General features: G+C 57.7%; 14 protein-coding genes. All 14 read right to left on the bottom strand.

The window, feature by feature from the left end; translation table 11 throughout:
* Window positions 1-2: 2 nt before the first annotated feature.
* Entirely contained in the window at window positions 3-737 is a 735-nt protein-coding gene (locus HYT79_07665; GenBank protein MBI2070469.1) for a 3-methyl-2-oxobutanoate hydroxymethyltransferase, read from the bottom strand.
* Window positions 738-895: 158 nt separating this feature from the next.
* Window positions 896-1,381, bottom strand: coding sequence for a 2-amino-4-hydroxy-6-hydroxymethyldihydropteridine diphosphokinase (folK, locus tag HYT79_07660; GenBank protein MBI2070468.1), 486 nt, complete (start codon window positions 1,379-1,381; stop codon window positions 896-898).
* Window positions 1,382-1,384: 3 nt separating this feature from the next.
* Entirely contained in the window at window positions 1,385-2,560 is a 1,176-nt protein-coding gene (locus tag HYT79_07655; GenBank protein MBI2070467.1) for an aminotransferase class I/II-fold pyridoxal phosphate-dependent enzyme, read from the bottom strand.
* The gene (dapB, locus tag HYT79_07650) at window positions 2,544-3,287 is read right to left on the bottom strand and encodes a 4-hydroxy-tetrahydrodipicolinate reductase (protein MBI2070466.1); all 744 of its coding nucleotides are present in this window, start codon (window positions 3,285-3,287) and stop codon (window positions 2,544-2,546) included. The genes HYT79_07655 and dapB overlap by 17 nt, the downstream gene beginning before the upstream one ends.
* Window positions 3,287-4,186 carry a 4-hydroxy-tetrahydrodipicolinate synthase gene (locus HYT79_07645; GenBank protein MBI2070465.1) on the bottom strand — a complete coding sequence of 300 codons (900 nt, stop codon included), beginning with the start codon at window positions 4,184-4,186 and terminating at the stop codon, window positions 3,287-3,289. Before HYT79_07645 ends, dapB begins: the two co-directional genes overlap by 1 nt.
* Window positions 4,183-5,013 (bottom strand): diaminopimelate epimerase, encoded by an 831-nt coding sequence (dapF, locus tag HYT79_07640; GenBank protein MBI2070464.1) that lies wholly within the window; start codon window positions 5,011-5,013, stop codon window positions 4,183-4,185. The genes HYT79_07645 and dapF overlap by 4 nt, the downstream gene beginning before the upstream one ends.
* Window positions 5,010-5,792 carry a tetratricopeptide repeat protein gene (locus HYT79_07635; GenBank protein MBI2070463.1) on the bottom strand — a complete coding sequence of 261 codons (783 nt, stop codon included), beginning with the start codon at window positions 5,790-5,792 and terminating at the stop codon, window positions 5,010-5,012. Before HYT79_07635 ends, dapF begins: the two co-directional genes overlap by 4 nt.
* Entirely contained in the window at window positions 5,789-6,817 is a 1,029-nt protein-coding gene (locus HYT79_07630) for a patatin-like phospholipase family protein (protein MBI2070462.1), read from the bottom strand. Before HYT79_07630 ends, HYT79_07635 begins: the two co-directional genes overlap by 4 nt.
* The gene (locus HYT79_07625; protein MBI2070461.1) at window positions 6,814-8,112 is read right to left on the bottom strand and encodes a TolC family protein; all 1,299 of its coding nucleotides are present in this window, start codon (window positions 8,110-8,112) and stop codon (window positions 6,814-6,816) included. Before HYT79_07625 ends, HYT79_07630 begins: the two co-directional genes overlap by 4 nt.
* Before the next feature lie 16 nt (window positions 8,113-8,128).
* Window positions 8,129-9,721 carry a methylmalonyl-CoA mutase gene (locus tag HYT79_07620; protein MBI2070460.1) on the bottom strand — a complete coding sequence of 531 codons (1,593 nt, stop codon included), beginning with the start codon at window positions 9,719-9,721 and terminating at the stop codon, window positions 8,129-8,131.
* A gap of 58 nt (window positions 9,722-9,779) precedes the next feature.
* Window positions 9,780-11,021, bottom strand: coding sequence for a hypothetical protein (locus tag HYT79_07615; protein ID MBI2070459.1), 1,242 nt, complete (start codon window positions 11,019-11,021; stop codon window positions 9,780-9,782).
* Window positions 11,018-13,036, bottom strand: coding sequence for a hypothetical protein (locus HYT79_07610; protein MBI2070458.1), 2,019 nt, complete (start codon window positions 13,034-13,036; stop codon window positions 11,018-11,020). The genes HYT79_07615 and HYT79_07610 overlap by 4 nt, the downstream gene beginning before the upstream one ends.
* The gene (locus HYT79_07605; GenBank protein MBI2070457.1) at window positions 12,990-13,571 is read right to left on the bottom strand and encodes a hypothetical protein; all 582 of its coding nucleotides are present in this window, start codon (window positions 13,569-13,571) and stop codon (window positions 12,990-12,992) included. Before HYT79_07605 ends, HYT79_07610 begins: the two co-directional genes overlap by 47 nt.
* A complete protein-coding gene (locus tag HYT79_07600) occupies window positions 13,522-14,229 on the bottom strand; it encodes an HAD-IA family hydrolase (GenBank protein ID MBI2070456.1) in 708 nt (235 codons plus the stop codon). Before HYT79_07600 ends, HYT79_07605 begins: the two co-directional genes overlap by 50 nt.
* Window positions 14,230-14,240: the final 11 nt, after the last annotated feature.

The following is a 14,240-nucleotide window of genomic DNA, read 5'->3' as shown; positions in this document are numbered from 1 at the left end:
CCCTAGCGCTTAAGGTCTTTGGCGCAGCGCCTGACGGCCTGAGTGAGCAGGGTTTTGAGCTTAAGGTAAACGCGCGGGCCCGGCCTTAATGCCGGGGCGGCCAATCCCAATATCTCTTCGGTGCAAATCAGTTCCCCGTCGCAGGAAGGACCCGAGCCCGCGCCGATGGTGGCGATGGACAAATCCCCGGTGATGGCCCCGGCCGAACGCGCGGGCATTCCCTCTAAAACGACGGCGAAACACCCGGCCTCCTGAAGGGCCCGGGCTTGTTCCTGAGAGCGTTCCCGGCTCTCAGCCCAGCGAAGATGCCCCATAACCGCGACGCCTGCCTGCACGATCTCGCGGGCGGATTTAATCACGGACGGCGAGCCTCCTTTGACCCGTACGGCGCGGGCCGAACCTTCCTTCATCAAGCGCCCGGCGTTTCTGGCCGCTTCCATCGGGGAAATCTCATAAGTCAAATAAGGCATATCCGCAATCACCAAGGCCCCGGCTTTGGCGCGGGCCACGGCGCGGGTATGGTGCAGCATTTCCTCAAGCGTCACCGGCAACGCGCTCGGGTAACCCAAGGCCAGGGTACCGACCGAATGATCCGCCACCAGCATGGCGTCCACGAAACCCGCGGCGTTCATAATCCGCGCCAACCCGTAGGAATACACCGTAAAAACGGAAATCTTCTCCTTGGAGGATTTTTTCCGCCCGAACAGCTCCTTAGCTCTACTGTGCCACATACCCATTTCGGCTGCAATTTTTGCTTTTGGCCTGCGACTTCGCCGGATTTTTTTCACATATATTCCATATATGCTCAAAAAATCCGGCTTTGTCTCGGCTCAAAATCCAAAATTTCGCCATGAAAGCGGTACGTAGCACAGTAGAGTTGGGCGTCACGCGCGTTTTAATCATCCAGCCGCCTAACCGCATCCGAAGGCAGCCTCTCGGCTAAAACCGCAATGCGTTCACCCAACACGGGATGAGTCATCCGAGGGCAAAGCTCGGCCAGGGGTTTCAAGGCGAAGGCGCGCCGATGAAGGCGGGGGTGCGGGATGACGAGCCATGAGCGGCGCACCCGCCGTCGTCCGTACAAAAGGATATCCATATCGATTTCCCTGGGCCCCCATCGCCGGCGCTTTCTGCGGCCCAGCTCCAGTTCCGTTTTTTTGGCCCAAATCAAAAGAGCCGCGGGTTCCAGCCGCGTCTCAATCGCCACGGCTTGATTGAAAAAAGCCCGCTGGCGTAAAAAACCTTCGGGCCGGGTTTCCCAAACGGACGACGCCTCAAGCATTGTCGTTTTGGCCCATCCCTTGACGGCTCCGGCGGCGGCGCGCAAATAACGCCGGCGATTGCCGACGTTCGACCCCAATAAAAGATACGCCAAGGCCATGGCTCAAGAGCGCTGTTTTTGGCGGCGTCCCGATGCTAAATCCACCACCGAGGCCACGCGCGCGAGGGCTTCTTTGATTCGGCCTTCGCTCTGGCATAAAGCGAAACGCATATAGCTATTGCCACCCGGGCCGAATCCTTCCCCGGGCACGGTCAGCACATTAACGCGCTCCTTGAGCTCGGCCGTAAAATGAGAGCGGCCGGGGCGAGCCCAAACATAAAAAGTCGCCCCCGAACGAAACACGCCGAATCCCATGGCGCCCAAGGCCTCCTCGGCCACGGCCCGGCGGCGGCCGTAAATTGCCCTTAAACGCCGCAATTCGGCGTCGCGCTCCGGCATCTCCAACAAAAACTGCCCGACGGATTGAACCCAATTGCAGACGCCCGAATCATAAGTGTCCTTGAGCTTCAACAGCGCGCTGATGACATCCGGCTCGCCGCAAACCCAGCCCAAGCGCAAGCCCGGCAAGCCGAACGACTTGGAAAAAGAATGAAACTCGACGGCCCGCCCGCGCGCTTGGGGAATCTCAAAAATACTGGGAGCCGCTCGGTTGCCGAAGCTCATTTCATTGTAAGCGGCGTCGGAAATCATAAAAACGTCTTTTTTCTTGGCCCAGGCCGTCAATTCCTTGAAATGCTCGCGTGTCACGCAGGCGCCGGTGGGATTATTAGGATAATTGAAGCAAATCGCTTTGCCGCCTTTGGATTTGGCGTAATCGAGCCAGAATCCATTGTTCTCCTCCATCGTCAATATTTCCGTGGTCCCCCCGGCCAACCCCGCGGCGCGGCCGTACACCGGGTAAGCCAAGGACCCGGTCAGAAGCTTCTGCCCCGGGTCGATGAGCACGTGAATCAAGTGAGCGATGCCCTCTTTCGAGCCGGAACAAACCGCGATCTCGCGCTCCGGGTCGAAACGCGCGCCGTAGCGATCCTGCATCCATCGGGCAATGGCCCGGCGCAAACCGATTTGGCCGCGGCCGGGAGGGTAGCGGTTGGCGCCTTTGGCTCGCAAGGCCACGCGGAAAGCCTCTTCCAGAATCTGCTGGTTAACGCCCTCGTCCGGGTCGCCCACGCTCAAGTCGATGGGTTTGTAAGCGGATCGATGCCCGAGCCCCTGGCGGACCTGCACGAATAAATACTGGCTAAGACGATCGAGCCTTTTGCTAACGATGCTTGCCATGAGCCGCCTCCAAAACATTCGAAAAACGGTAGAGCCCAGGCTTTTGGCCGTGCGCCCAACGGGCCGCAAACAGCGCGCCCGCGGCAAACGCGTCCCGGGAATAAACGCGATGGCCGAATTCAATAACCTCGTAAGGCGTCGTCAAATAAACGGTATGCTCGCCCGGAATATCCCCCAGCCTCAACGAACAAATATCCGGTTTTTCCCCGGTCACATCGGTCAAGAGACCGGCCAGATCAAGCGCCGTGCCGCTGGGCGAATCTTTTTTGCCCCGGCGGTGAAGTTCAACCAAGCCGCTGTCGAAATCTTCTCCCAGGGCCCCAACCGCGCTGTTGATGGCCCTGCGGATCATGGCGATGCCCAAAGAAAAGTTGGCGTCTAAAACAATGGGCATGGACTTGGCGATGTCGCCGACCCGGCGCGCTTCGTCGCTTGAAAATCCGGTGGTGCCGATCACCGCGGCCTTGCCCATGGTTTTGATTTCATCTAAATGGGCTAGCGTCGCCTGCGGATTCGTGAACTCAATCAACACGTCGGCCATTTCCATGATTTCGGCGGCCTTGATCCCGATGGCGACGGTTTCGCTCGCGCCCTCGTGACGCGGCTCACGGACCAACCCGCCCACCAACGACACGCGCTCGTCGGACTCAGCCAAAGCGGCCACGCGGGAGCCCAAGCGTCCGTACAAACCGCCGACCGCGATTTTAATTTTACGCGGCGAACTCATCAGGCCGTCACCGGCTCCTTGATCAAACCCGCGTCCCGCAAGGCCCGTTCCACCTTCTGCGCGTTTGAGGGCTCGATCTCGACGAGAGGGGCGCGCAATTCTCCCGAAGCAAACCGGCCGAGGCGCTTCAAGGCCCACTTGACCGGCGCCGGATTGCTCTCCACAAACAAAGAACGGACCAAGGGAAAAAGCCTCAAATGAATTTGCCTGGCTCCCTCGATATCGGACCGATCCCAGGCCGCGCAGCAATCAGCGGCCAAACGCGGAGCCACATTGCCGACGACCGACACGGCGCCCGCGGCGCCCACGGCCAGCATGGGCAAGGTCAATGAATCGTCCCCGGACAACACGGCGAATCCCTCCGGAGCTTCGCGGATGATGGCGCTGGCTTGATCAAGATTGCCCGACGATTCCTTAATCGCCTTGATCGTCGGGAACTCTTTGGCCAGACGCAGCACGGTCGCGGGCTCGATATTGACGCTGGTGCGCCCCGGCACGTTGTAAATGCAAATCGGCGTGCGGACGCCGGCGGCGATTTGAGCGTAATGATGGTACAGGCCCTGCTGGGTCGGCTTATTGTAATAAGGCGTCACCACCAGCAAAGCGTCCACGCCCAAGGCGCTGACTTTGGTGGCAAGCTCAAGCGTTTTTTTAGTGGCATTGCCGCCGCAACCGGCTAAAACCGGAACGCGGCCTTTGGCTATTTCCACCGTCTTCCTGATCACCCCCAAATGCTCCTCTTCGCTTAAGGCCGGAGATTCCCCGGTGGTGCCGCAAGGAACAAGACCGCCCACGCCTTCTTCTATTTGCCAACGCACAAAATGTTCCAACGACGCCCAATCAACGGCGCCGTCTTTAAACGGTGTCGCCAAGGCCGTTAAAATTCCGCGCAGCTTCATATAAAGACTCCTCCTTCAAAAACCAGATCAATGCCGCCCTCAAGGCCGTAATGCCCGCCATCGGCGACGACTTTCATGCGGCCGCCCTGCGTTTGCACGTCGGCGATGGGACCGGGAATCTTGCCCAACGATTTTGCCGCGAACACCGAGGCCAGCACGCCGCTGCCGCAGGATTTTGTTTCCCGCTCAACGCCGCGCTCATAAGTCCGGACAGCCAAGCGGCCGGGCGCCAAAACTTCAACGAAGTCCACGTTCGTTCCCTCGGGCGCGAAGGCGCGATGGTAACGCACCGAACGCCCGATGCTTTCGACAGCCGCATCCCTGACGCTGGGGACTAAACACACCGCATGAGGGCACCCCGACCAAACCCGGTGAAAAATAGCGGACAGCGAGCCGCCGGCCTCGATCTCGACGGCGGCGGGTTCCATAAATCGAGGCGGTTCGATATTCAAAAGAGCGGCCGCGCTTTTTTTGACGCCCACGGGAATCGCGCCGGCGTCGGTGAGCACCATGATCGCGCCGCCGGGGGGGACCCTTCTGCGACCCCACTCGTAAAATCCGCTGGTCCTGGTCCCATTGCCGCAAAAAGCCCGGCTGCCGTCCGGGTTAAAAAACGTCATACGCACGGCGGGCTTGGAACTTTTAACGCCGGAGATCGCGATCAATCCGTCCGTGGCAAATTCTCCGGAGAGACGCCGCGCAGCCGCAGGCAAGGACGCCGCCTTGAGCGCCCGGTTGGCGGCGTCGCGCAAATCTAAAAGAACAAATGTATTGCCCGTGGCCGAATATTTGCGAACCGACAAGCGGCGCGGTTTTGAGCCGGTCATCGGGCGACGCCCTTCGACAGGCGCTCCAAAAGGTCCGCCCCGGCGGTATCGCCGTTTAAATTCTTCTTCGCCAATTTCCCGGGCAAAGCCGCCTGTTCCCCGGCCAAACGACGGCCGGCGGCATGCCCCAACACAACCCAAGGATCGGGCTCCGAAGCCGCAAGTTCACGCTCGAATAACCGCGCCGATGCCACGGGCGCGGCCTTGGCGAAATAAGCGCGGGCCTCATGAAAACGCCCCAAACGCCAAAGGCACCACCCCTTCCAAAAGGCCGCGCTTGGACGATCGGTCGAGAGGTGATTAAACGCCTCCAAAGCCGCCGGCCATTCGCCTTTAGCGGCGCGCAAGCGCCCCTCGAGCGCCCAATCCGCCTCAATGCGATGATTGATGCGGCCCAGAGCATCCAACGCTTCCTCGTAAAGGAACAACTCGCCCGCGATCCAGGCCGATTCCCGCAACGCCAAATCACAAGAATCTCCCGGGCAGGATTGGCGCACGCACCACTGGATATGCTCGCGAGCTTGAGAAAAAAGGCCTACTTGACGGTAAAGATAAGCCAACGCAAAACGGATTTTGACGCTGTGCGTGAACCGGCGCCTGCTTTGTTCCAGCACGGTCAGGGCCTCGTTCCATTGACGGTTCTGCAGCGCCTGGCGGACGCGGCGTTCCGTCTGTTTGAATTCCTTGGTTTGCTCGATGCCGAACCAATTGTAGGCGTTCAGGCGGCAAGGCCAACAACCGATCATCAACGCCGCCAAGCAACAAACGAATGTTTTCATTTCAAAGCCGTTTGTTCCAAGGCAAAAAATTCAGGCCCCAACGTCTCGATCGCTTTGGTGATAAAAGCCAAACGTAATTGCTGCGAATGGGAACGCGCTTCGCGCAAACCCATCTCCCATATTTCCTTCCAGCGCCACAGCTCGAACATCTCCACGCCAGAAGGAAAAAATCTCAAGACATAGTCCCCGCCGTTATAAGTGGTCGATTCCATGCGGTTTCCCATAATTTCAATCGAACGGTACAGGGCGCGCAACGATGACGGCGGGCGGGTCATGGGCTGATCATAAGAACGGGCGGAGACATCCACCACCAGCACGTTTTTAGCGCCCAAAATGGCCACCATCTCCGTCGGAATGTTATAAAGCAAGCCCCCATCCACTAAAAAATGCTGGCGGATGCTGACCGGACGAAAAAGCCCGGGGATCGTGGCCGCTGCCAGCAAAGCCGGAGCCAACGGCCCTTCTTTCAACAAAATCAACTCCCCGGTCACCAAGTCCGTGGCGCAAATGGCCAGAGGGAATTTGGTTTCAGCAAAGGTTTTCTTATCGATCGCCGCGCTCAACCAACGCTGATAGAGTTCCGTCGGCGCGCCGCCGTCTTTGAGCGCCAGCGTTAAAAATTTTGTCTTCGTGAAGCGGGACATGCGGCTGAACCCGATTTCCTGGGCCATTTTTTCAATCTTTTCGATGCCGACTCCGGCCGCATACACGCCGCCGACCAAGGCGCCCATGCTGGTGGCGGCCATGGAATCAATGGGAAAACCGATCTCTTCTAAATGGCGCAAAATGCCGATATGCGCCATGCCCCGGGCCCCGCCGCCGGATAACACCAAGCCGGTCGGGCCGCGCTTGGCTTTAGGCAGATGCCGCCATAAATCCCAAAGAAGATCGATCGCCGTATCGCGCGCCGACGGCACGGCCAACGCTTCATCCACATCATAAGCTGGCGTATAGATCGGCTCGGCCCGCAAAAAAGGCGCCAAGAAAAAAACGGACAAACAAATCGCCGCAAATTTAACCGTCATGGCAAATCCCTTCCGATAGCGTATTCAAACTCATAACGCGCGCGCAAAGCGGCCGCTTGAGCCTCGAAGTAACGTTCGCGGGCCATTTTATAGCGATGGTACAGCTCCAAACGGTCCTCGGTGGAACGCATCGAAGCGCGCGCCCTGGCGTAAAGCTCGCGCCAGCGTTCCACATGCTCTTTGCGTTTGGACAAAATCCCCATTTGAGACGCGAGCTTAAAATGCGCCTGACGCACTTCAAGGCCGATGGCGTCGTCAATCTCCACGCGGCGGACTTGGCCCTTCCTCTGCTGCGCCTTGCGCTCGCGAATCGTGGCCCAATTGTCCCAGGAAAAAGGCAAGTGGACCCGCAGCATGCCGGACCAATTATTGGTCCTCAACGGAAACTCGTTGCCCAGGAACTCCGACATACCGGCCAAACTCACCACCGGGCTTCGCGAGGCCAAGGCAATGGCCACCTGCGTCGCGTTCATTTCGCTTTCCAAGGCTTCGGTCCTGTATTCCGAACGAAACTCGCGCGCCCAGGAAAGCGATTCGTTCAACGTCGGCAATTTTTTAGGCAGTTCCTGATCGTCCAAACGTCCGGTGACGCGGACTTCGCTCGATAAATCCATGCCGATGGAACGCAACAGCGCAAACACGGTTTGCCTTTTCTCCCTGGCCGCGGTCTGATCCCGAAGCTCCTCGAGTTCGAGCTTCTCATCTTCCCAGATCAGACGGGCGCCGGGCTGATCCGAAGAGGGCCTGAGCGTTTCCAATTCTTTGGCCAAACTCTCCATTAACTGCTCTTTTTCCACCGCAGATAAGGCGTCCAAAAAAGCGAAGCGCACGTCCCGGATCACGCGAAACGTGGTCCGGTCGCGGTCGGACCTCGCTTTTTCCAAAGCGGCCTTGGCCAGAACCACCGCGTTCCTTAATTTTCCGCCCGTATAAAGCACCTGCTCGATGGTGCCGCGGCCAAGGTACAGCCGCCGGTTATCGGACGGGGACAACACGACGCCGCCGAACCCCTCGGAAACCACAAGGCTGCGCTCGGCCTCAAAACCGGTGGCGGTCGCGTCAAAACCCAACTGCGGCAGCAACAAATGCCGCGCCATCTTCAGGCGCTGCTCCGCGATCGCGATTTCCTCCAACGAAGCCAATAGGCTCGGATTATTGAGCAAAGCCAAGCGCTCGGCTTCCTCGCGATCGATTTTTTTGATCACGATCGAGGATTCTTGAGCGAACGCGCAAGGCGCGGACGCCCACAAAAAACAGCAGGCGATCAACGCCCGCCGGTACCCAGATATTTTCATGCCAGTCATGCCAGTGCTAATTTCTCGTTTGATACGCTCCGAACGCATCCCGGAAAACTTGGGTGATTTCTCCCACCGTCGCATAAGCGCCAACGGCGTCAAGCACCGCAGGCATCACGTTCTGGCGCTCATCCGCGGCCGTATCTTTTAGACGCTTGAGCGTTTCTCGAACGCGGCCCTGGTCGCGCATTTTCTTAACGCGCTTGAGGCTCGCGATCTGAGCGCGCTCAACCGTATGAGGAACTTTCAAAATTTTGGGGCGCTGGGCATCCGTGACATAAGCATTGACGCCCACGACTTGGCGTCCGCCCTCCCTCATCTCGGTTTCGTAGCGATAGGCGCTGTCCGCGATGCGGCGGTGGAAATACCCCCGGCTCAAAGCCCCGACCACGCCGCCCATGCCCTCGATTTCCCCGATGATTTTAGCGGCCTCCTCTTCCATCGTGTCCGTCAAATGCTCGACATAATAAGAGCCGCCCAACGGATCCACGGTATCCGCCACGCCGGACTCATGGGCGATGATTTGCTGCGTTCGCAAGGCCACGCGAACCGCCTCTTCCGTAGGCAGGCATAATGCCTCGTCATAGGAATTCGTATGCAGGCTCTGCGTGCCGCCCAACACAGCGGCTAGGGCCTGATACGCGGTCCTGACGATATTGTTCAAGGGCTGCTGAGCGGTCAAGGACACGCCCGCGGTCTGGCAATGCGTGGCCAAAATCCAGGAAATCTCCCGCTTGGCGCCCACCTCGTCTCTCATAAATTTAGCCCACAGCCGCCGCGCGGCGCGCAACTTGGCGATTTCTTCAAAAAAATAATTATGGATATCGAAAAAGAAAGAACAACTGCGCGCGATGCGATCCGGGTCATAGCCGCGATTGACCATGCGCCGGACATACTCACGCCCGTTGGCCAAGGTGAACGCCAATTCTTCGACGGCCGTGGCCCCGGCTTCGCGGATGTGGTAGCCGGAAATAGAGATGGGGAAATAACGCGGCACATTGTCCACCGCGTACGCCATCAAATCGCCCACCAAGCGCAAGGACGGCTCCGGGGGAAAAAGATATTCGTTTTGGGCGATGAATTCCTTCAAAATATCCGTCTGGCAGGTGCCGCGCACGCGGTTGAAGGGAACTTGCTGAGCCTCGGCGATTTTCAAATACATGGCGAATAACGTCACCGCCGGCAAATTAATCGTCATGGAGGTGGAAACCTCTTTAAGGTTGATGCCCTGGAAGAGAATTTCAAAATCTTTCAGCGTGTCGATGGCCACGCCTTCTTTGCCGACTTCCCCCTCGGATTGCGGATCATCGGAATCCAAGCCCATCAAGGTCGGCAAGTCGAAGGCCACGGATAAACCGGTTTCTCCGTGATTGAGCAAATATTTCAAGCGCTGATTCGTTTCCTTGGGCGTGCCATGGCCGGAGAATTGACGCATGGTCCACAACTTTGATCGATAACCGCCCGGCAGAATGCCGCGCGTAAATGGAAAATGCCCGGGCTCGCCTAGTTTTTCCGGCGTGACCGCAGGGTCCCCGCCGTTGGGTTTTGGACCGTAAACCCGCTCAACGGGAATACCCGAAAGGGTGGCGAATATAGGCCGCTCTTCCATGAACAAGCATTATCGCATTTTAAGCCGATCTCCCCTCGGGAACTTGCCGCACCACAATTCAGAAATCGGTAGAAAATGCCGCCCAAAGACCGAGGATAGATTCATTCAATCGCTGATCCTTGGGCCAGAACAGGCCGTCGCCGAAATAGTCTTGGCGGCTGACGCGCAATCCGCCGCGAAGGTCAAATCCTGTTTTTGGTTCGAAGCCCAGGCCCGCCCAAAAAATCGGCGTCAGAACCCTGGGATCGGCGTAATGCGTCCAAAATTCGCCGGTGAATAAAAGTTCCGTTCGCGCGATTAATGCGCGCTCCAAACCAAAACGCAAACCTCGAACGTCTTGATACGCAGGCGGCTCGAAGGAAGAAAGCCCCATGGCCTGTTGTTGAAATAAAGCCGTATCCCAAAGCAGCCCGGCGCCGGCATCGGACACTAAACGCCCGCCGGCTTTCATCCTCGAGAAATAAATCTGATGAAATTCCGCCCAAAAACGTTTCCCCTGGCCGCCGGTGAACGCCAGCCCTATGCTCAAATGAGCCGGCAATTCGACGGTTGAAGCCAAGGGCGTCCGGCCGGACGCCCAGGCCGTTTGAGTGCTTTGATAAACAACATCATGGCTTGACGTTTTAAGGCGCAAGGGGCTATCCCAAGCCAACGCCCATAACCAATCTTTAGGTAAAACCCCATAAAAACCAATGCCCGCGCCCAGGGCCTGAGCTGACAGATTTTCACGGATCAACCAGGCTTGCGATTGATCAGGCTCGCGGCGCTCAACTTCAAAATTGCGCCCTAAACTCCCGTAAATAACATGCGCCCCTGCCCAAAAACGGTTCTCCAGGACTGAAGACCGCAGGCCGAATCGAAGCATCGGTCCCCTCATTTGATCTTGATAATGCATGGACCCTTGTCCATCGCCATTTTTAAAAAGCCCCCGGGTTTCCACGGTTCGATGCAGCATATTTTCCCGAAACGCAAGATCAAGCCAAAGCCCAGGCGTTTGACGCAGGCGGCGTTGAATGCTCACGGCCGGGGCCAACGGCTCCTCCCAAGAAAATTCCCGGGCCACCGGTTCCTTGGAACGCGCGCGAATAATACGCGCTCCCTGGGTCAAAAAACCCGTGCTTAATCGCCAGTTAACACAGGATCGATACGCAGGGTGAGCGCCAAAAAGACTTGCCGGCCCGGCGGTTTCCCGGGGCTTCAATGATAACCAAGGATCCGACCAATGACGGGAATCGAGGTAGCCGGCGCGCAGGTCAACGGCGGCCGTCGCAAAAAAACACAAAACAAGAACCTGTTTCACCAATGCACCGCCAATTCCGTTTTAAAATCCCAGCGCGAAAGCCCAAGAACATCGTCGCGATCATCAGTGAGGCGGGGGATTGACGCTGTTTCGCTGCCCGAGAGCGTCGTTTGCCCCCATTTCACCCATAAACTGATGTTTTCACCGAATGTTTCTTCAAGCGCCACGGCCGAGCGCCATCCTCGTCTCGCCCAGGAAGCGAATAATGATTGATAAGCGATGGAGGCAAGCGTAAGCCTGCGCCAATAAAGTTCGGGAGATGAAAGATAAACATGGCGCGAACCGAGCAGGGCCTCGCCCGCGTCGAAATAAAGAATTTTGGCGTAAACAACAGGTCCGCCTTTGGGCCGGAGCTTGGCGCGACAATAAACATCCCAGCCTTCGGCGCGTTCCGCCGGAAACTGCGTCACGGACATTCGCCGGTGATCCGCGCCCGCAGCCACGGCCCACCTCAACCGATCCCAACCTGTCTCAAGCCGCCAACTTCGCTCAAAAAGCGCCGCAACGCGCGGGTCTTTCTTCGCATCGACCAAATAAGGCTCGCGCTCCGCGTCGAAACGTAGATAAACAAAACGTCCCCTGCCGAAGGAAACTCGGTCATCGCCGCGCAGCCGAAGCGTCCATCTGGAATCAATCGGCGCGTGACTTAACGAGGAACCTGAAAACTCGCTTCTTAAATTACGTTCGGCATAGACATGACCGCCGAGCTCATGGTGGGAAAAACGGGTCAGGGTCGCGGCAAAAGCCCCCTGGCGATTACCCGGCCGGGCATCGCCCAAACGCACGCCATCCGCCAAACGCGAAACGTAATCGGAACTGAAATGAAAAATACCGGCTGTTTGCTGTTGACCACGATCGCGCCGCCGCCAACCGATGATCACGGCGGGCGCTTTGTGGCCGCTCCAAAAAGAGCCGGCCATTTCACCGACCAGCGCGTGCTCGTCGCTCATCTTCCATTCGGCATCGATGCCGAAAAGCGCCGAACGCCGGCCGTGAAAAGCCTGGTCCCAGCGATGATCTAAAGCGGGAACATCAAGATCAGGTTCCGGGGAGATCTCGCGGTCGACCCGCGTGACAACGGCTCCCAAACCGATGAAAACCGGCGCCGATAACCGTTCGGCCCTGAAAATCGCCGCTTCCTCCTTCAGGGTGTTTCTCCGGTTCAACGACGATTGGTTCCCGAATTCCCCCCAAAAACTTCCGGCCAACGATGAATAATCTTCGGCCAAACGGCCGTCCTCGGATACCCGTCCGTGCAGCGGCGTTTGCGCTAACGCGGCCAGCCATCGCCACGGTCCCTGCGCCGCTTGCACGGCTAGTCCACGAAATCCGGTATTCTCATAGCTCGAGCGGTTGGGAACAATTCGAGCCTGATGGCTAGGCCAAAGAAAAGGCCGGTACGAAGTCCCGGGATAAACGGCGGCGACAAGCCCCTGGCCCCAGCCCGCCAAAAAATCACCCGCCAAAACATCAACGCCGCCTTTTGAAAACCCCAGCGTTCCATGGCGTAACCAAAGATTGCGCCGGCCCCAAACAACGGATTGTTCGCTCGCGCCGCTTCCCGTCTCATCCCGGCGCAACAGCACCCAGTCTGCCGTCCAACGTTCGCCGCTTCCACGCTCGATGCGCATGGAGGTTCTGTTGTACAAATACAGAGGGCTTAAAAAAGATCCGGGCGTCGTCACGCCGAATGTCTCGGCATTGGGTTTATCCGCGCGAAAACGCCAAACGGATTCCCCGGAAAACTCTTTCAACGGATCAAGGGACACCGCTTCGATGATTTCCGAATAGCCTTCGATGAACTCGAGTCCGGTTGGTTCGTCGCCGCGCAGCGATGGGTCCCTAAAATAAAAAGTCGATAATGGCTCCAGAACACCGGCCGTTCTTCTTGCGGGGGCATCCGCCGGATAAAGCGGCCATGCACAAAAATAAAAAATCAAAAAAACGACCGCGCAAGCCGTTCTCGAATTACTCGCTTTCGTCGCCGTAGCGCTGCAGGTAGGTTTCTCGGGCAAGCTGGGCAATATGTTTCCTGAAGGCCTTGTCTTTAACGATGAACAAATCGTTCCAGCGCTTCTGCGAAGCGCGCCACTGGGATGGATAGCCGATCCACCAATGCTCGGGATCCGCGCTCCACTTGCTTCTCATCAAGGAAAAACGCACGGCCACCGCCTCGTCAATCCAAAGCTCACCGTGCGCGATGCGCAGGCTCCGGCGGCCGCGCACCGGTTCCAATGCGACGATGCGGACATTCGGGCGCGCCGGAACCGGCGATGCCGTCGAACGGCCCGCGATCGTATCCTGCACGGATTTCATCGTCTGGTCTCTTAAAACAGGAAGGGCGAAATCGATTTCCGGCCGGCTATGGCCGTTCTTCATCACCGAGGCGGGAAGACGCACGGCCGGGAATCGCTCATCCATGGAAGCCCGCGCATCCCTGATTTCGTAAAAACCAAAATCCAGATCGAAGGTCAGGAGTTGGCCTTTGCGTTCAGTGAGCTTAACGCGCGGCTGGGGCGGGTTCGCCGCCCATGTTGAGGCTGCGCACAATAGCCACAAGCTCGCCGATATCCATAACTTCATAATCCGCGCCGCCGCTGCCTTTATTAAATTCATCTCCATATTTCGCAAACACCGCGGTCATGCCCACGCCTTTGGCGCCGACCATGTCGCGCTCCGCCCAATCGCCGATCATAATCGCTTCGGCAGGTTGAACGTTCAATTTTTCCAAGACCAGACGAAACGGTTTAGGCGAAGGCTTCCTCTCGCCGGTGTCGTCGAAGGTCACCACCGCGTCAAAATAGTGGGCCAACCCCAACCCCACGATTCTCATGAACACCTGCAGTTTGGGCGCGTCCGAAACAACGCCCATTTTAATGCCCAGGCGCGCCAAATTCGTCAACGTGGGATGAACATGCGGGTAAACGGCCAAATAAGCGTCTTTGGCGCGGCGGTATCCTAAAATTCCGGCTGCCAAAATCCGGTGATCCACGCGGCCCAAGAGTTCGACCAAAACTTTGTCGAAAATCTGCTGATTTTCAATGCCTTCGCGCCAGTAAACTTGGAAAATTTTATCCACCAGCTCCTGTTTGACGCCCGGCAGCCCGGCGTCAAGCATGGCTTCCACGGCCGCGTCCACGGCATGGCGCTTCATGCGCATGAAATTGACTAAGGTATTGTCGATATCAAAAACAATAGCTTTGATCATGATCTTCCAGA

This window comes from Elusimicrobiota bacterium (genome assembly GCA_016180815.1).
Classification (GTDB): Bacteria; Elusimicrobiota; Elusimicrobia; order JACQPE01; family JACQPE01; genus JACPAN01.
This window is presented reverse-complemented; position numbering and strand designations above follow the sequence as displayed.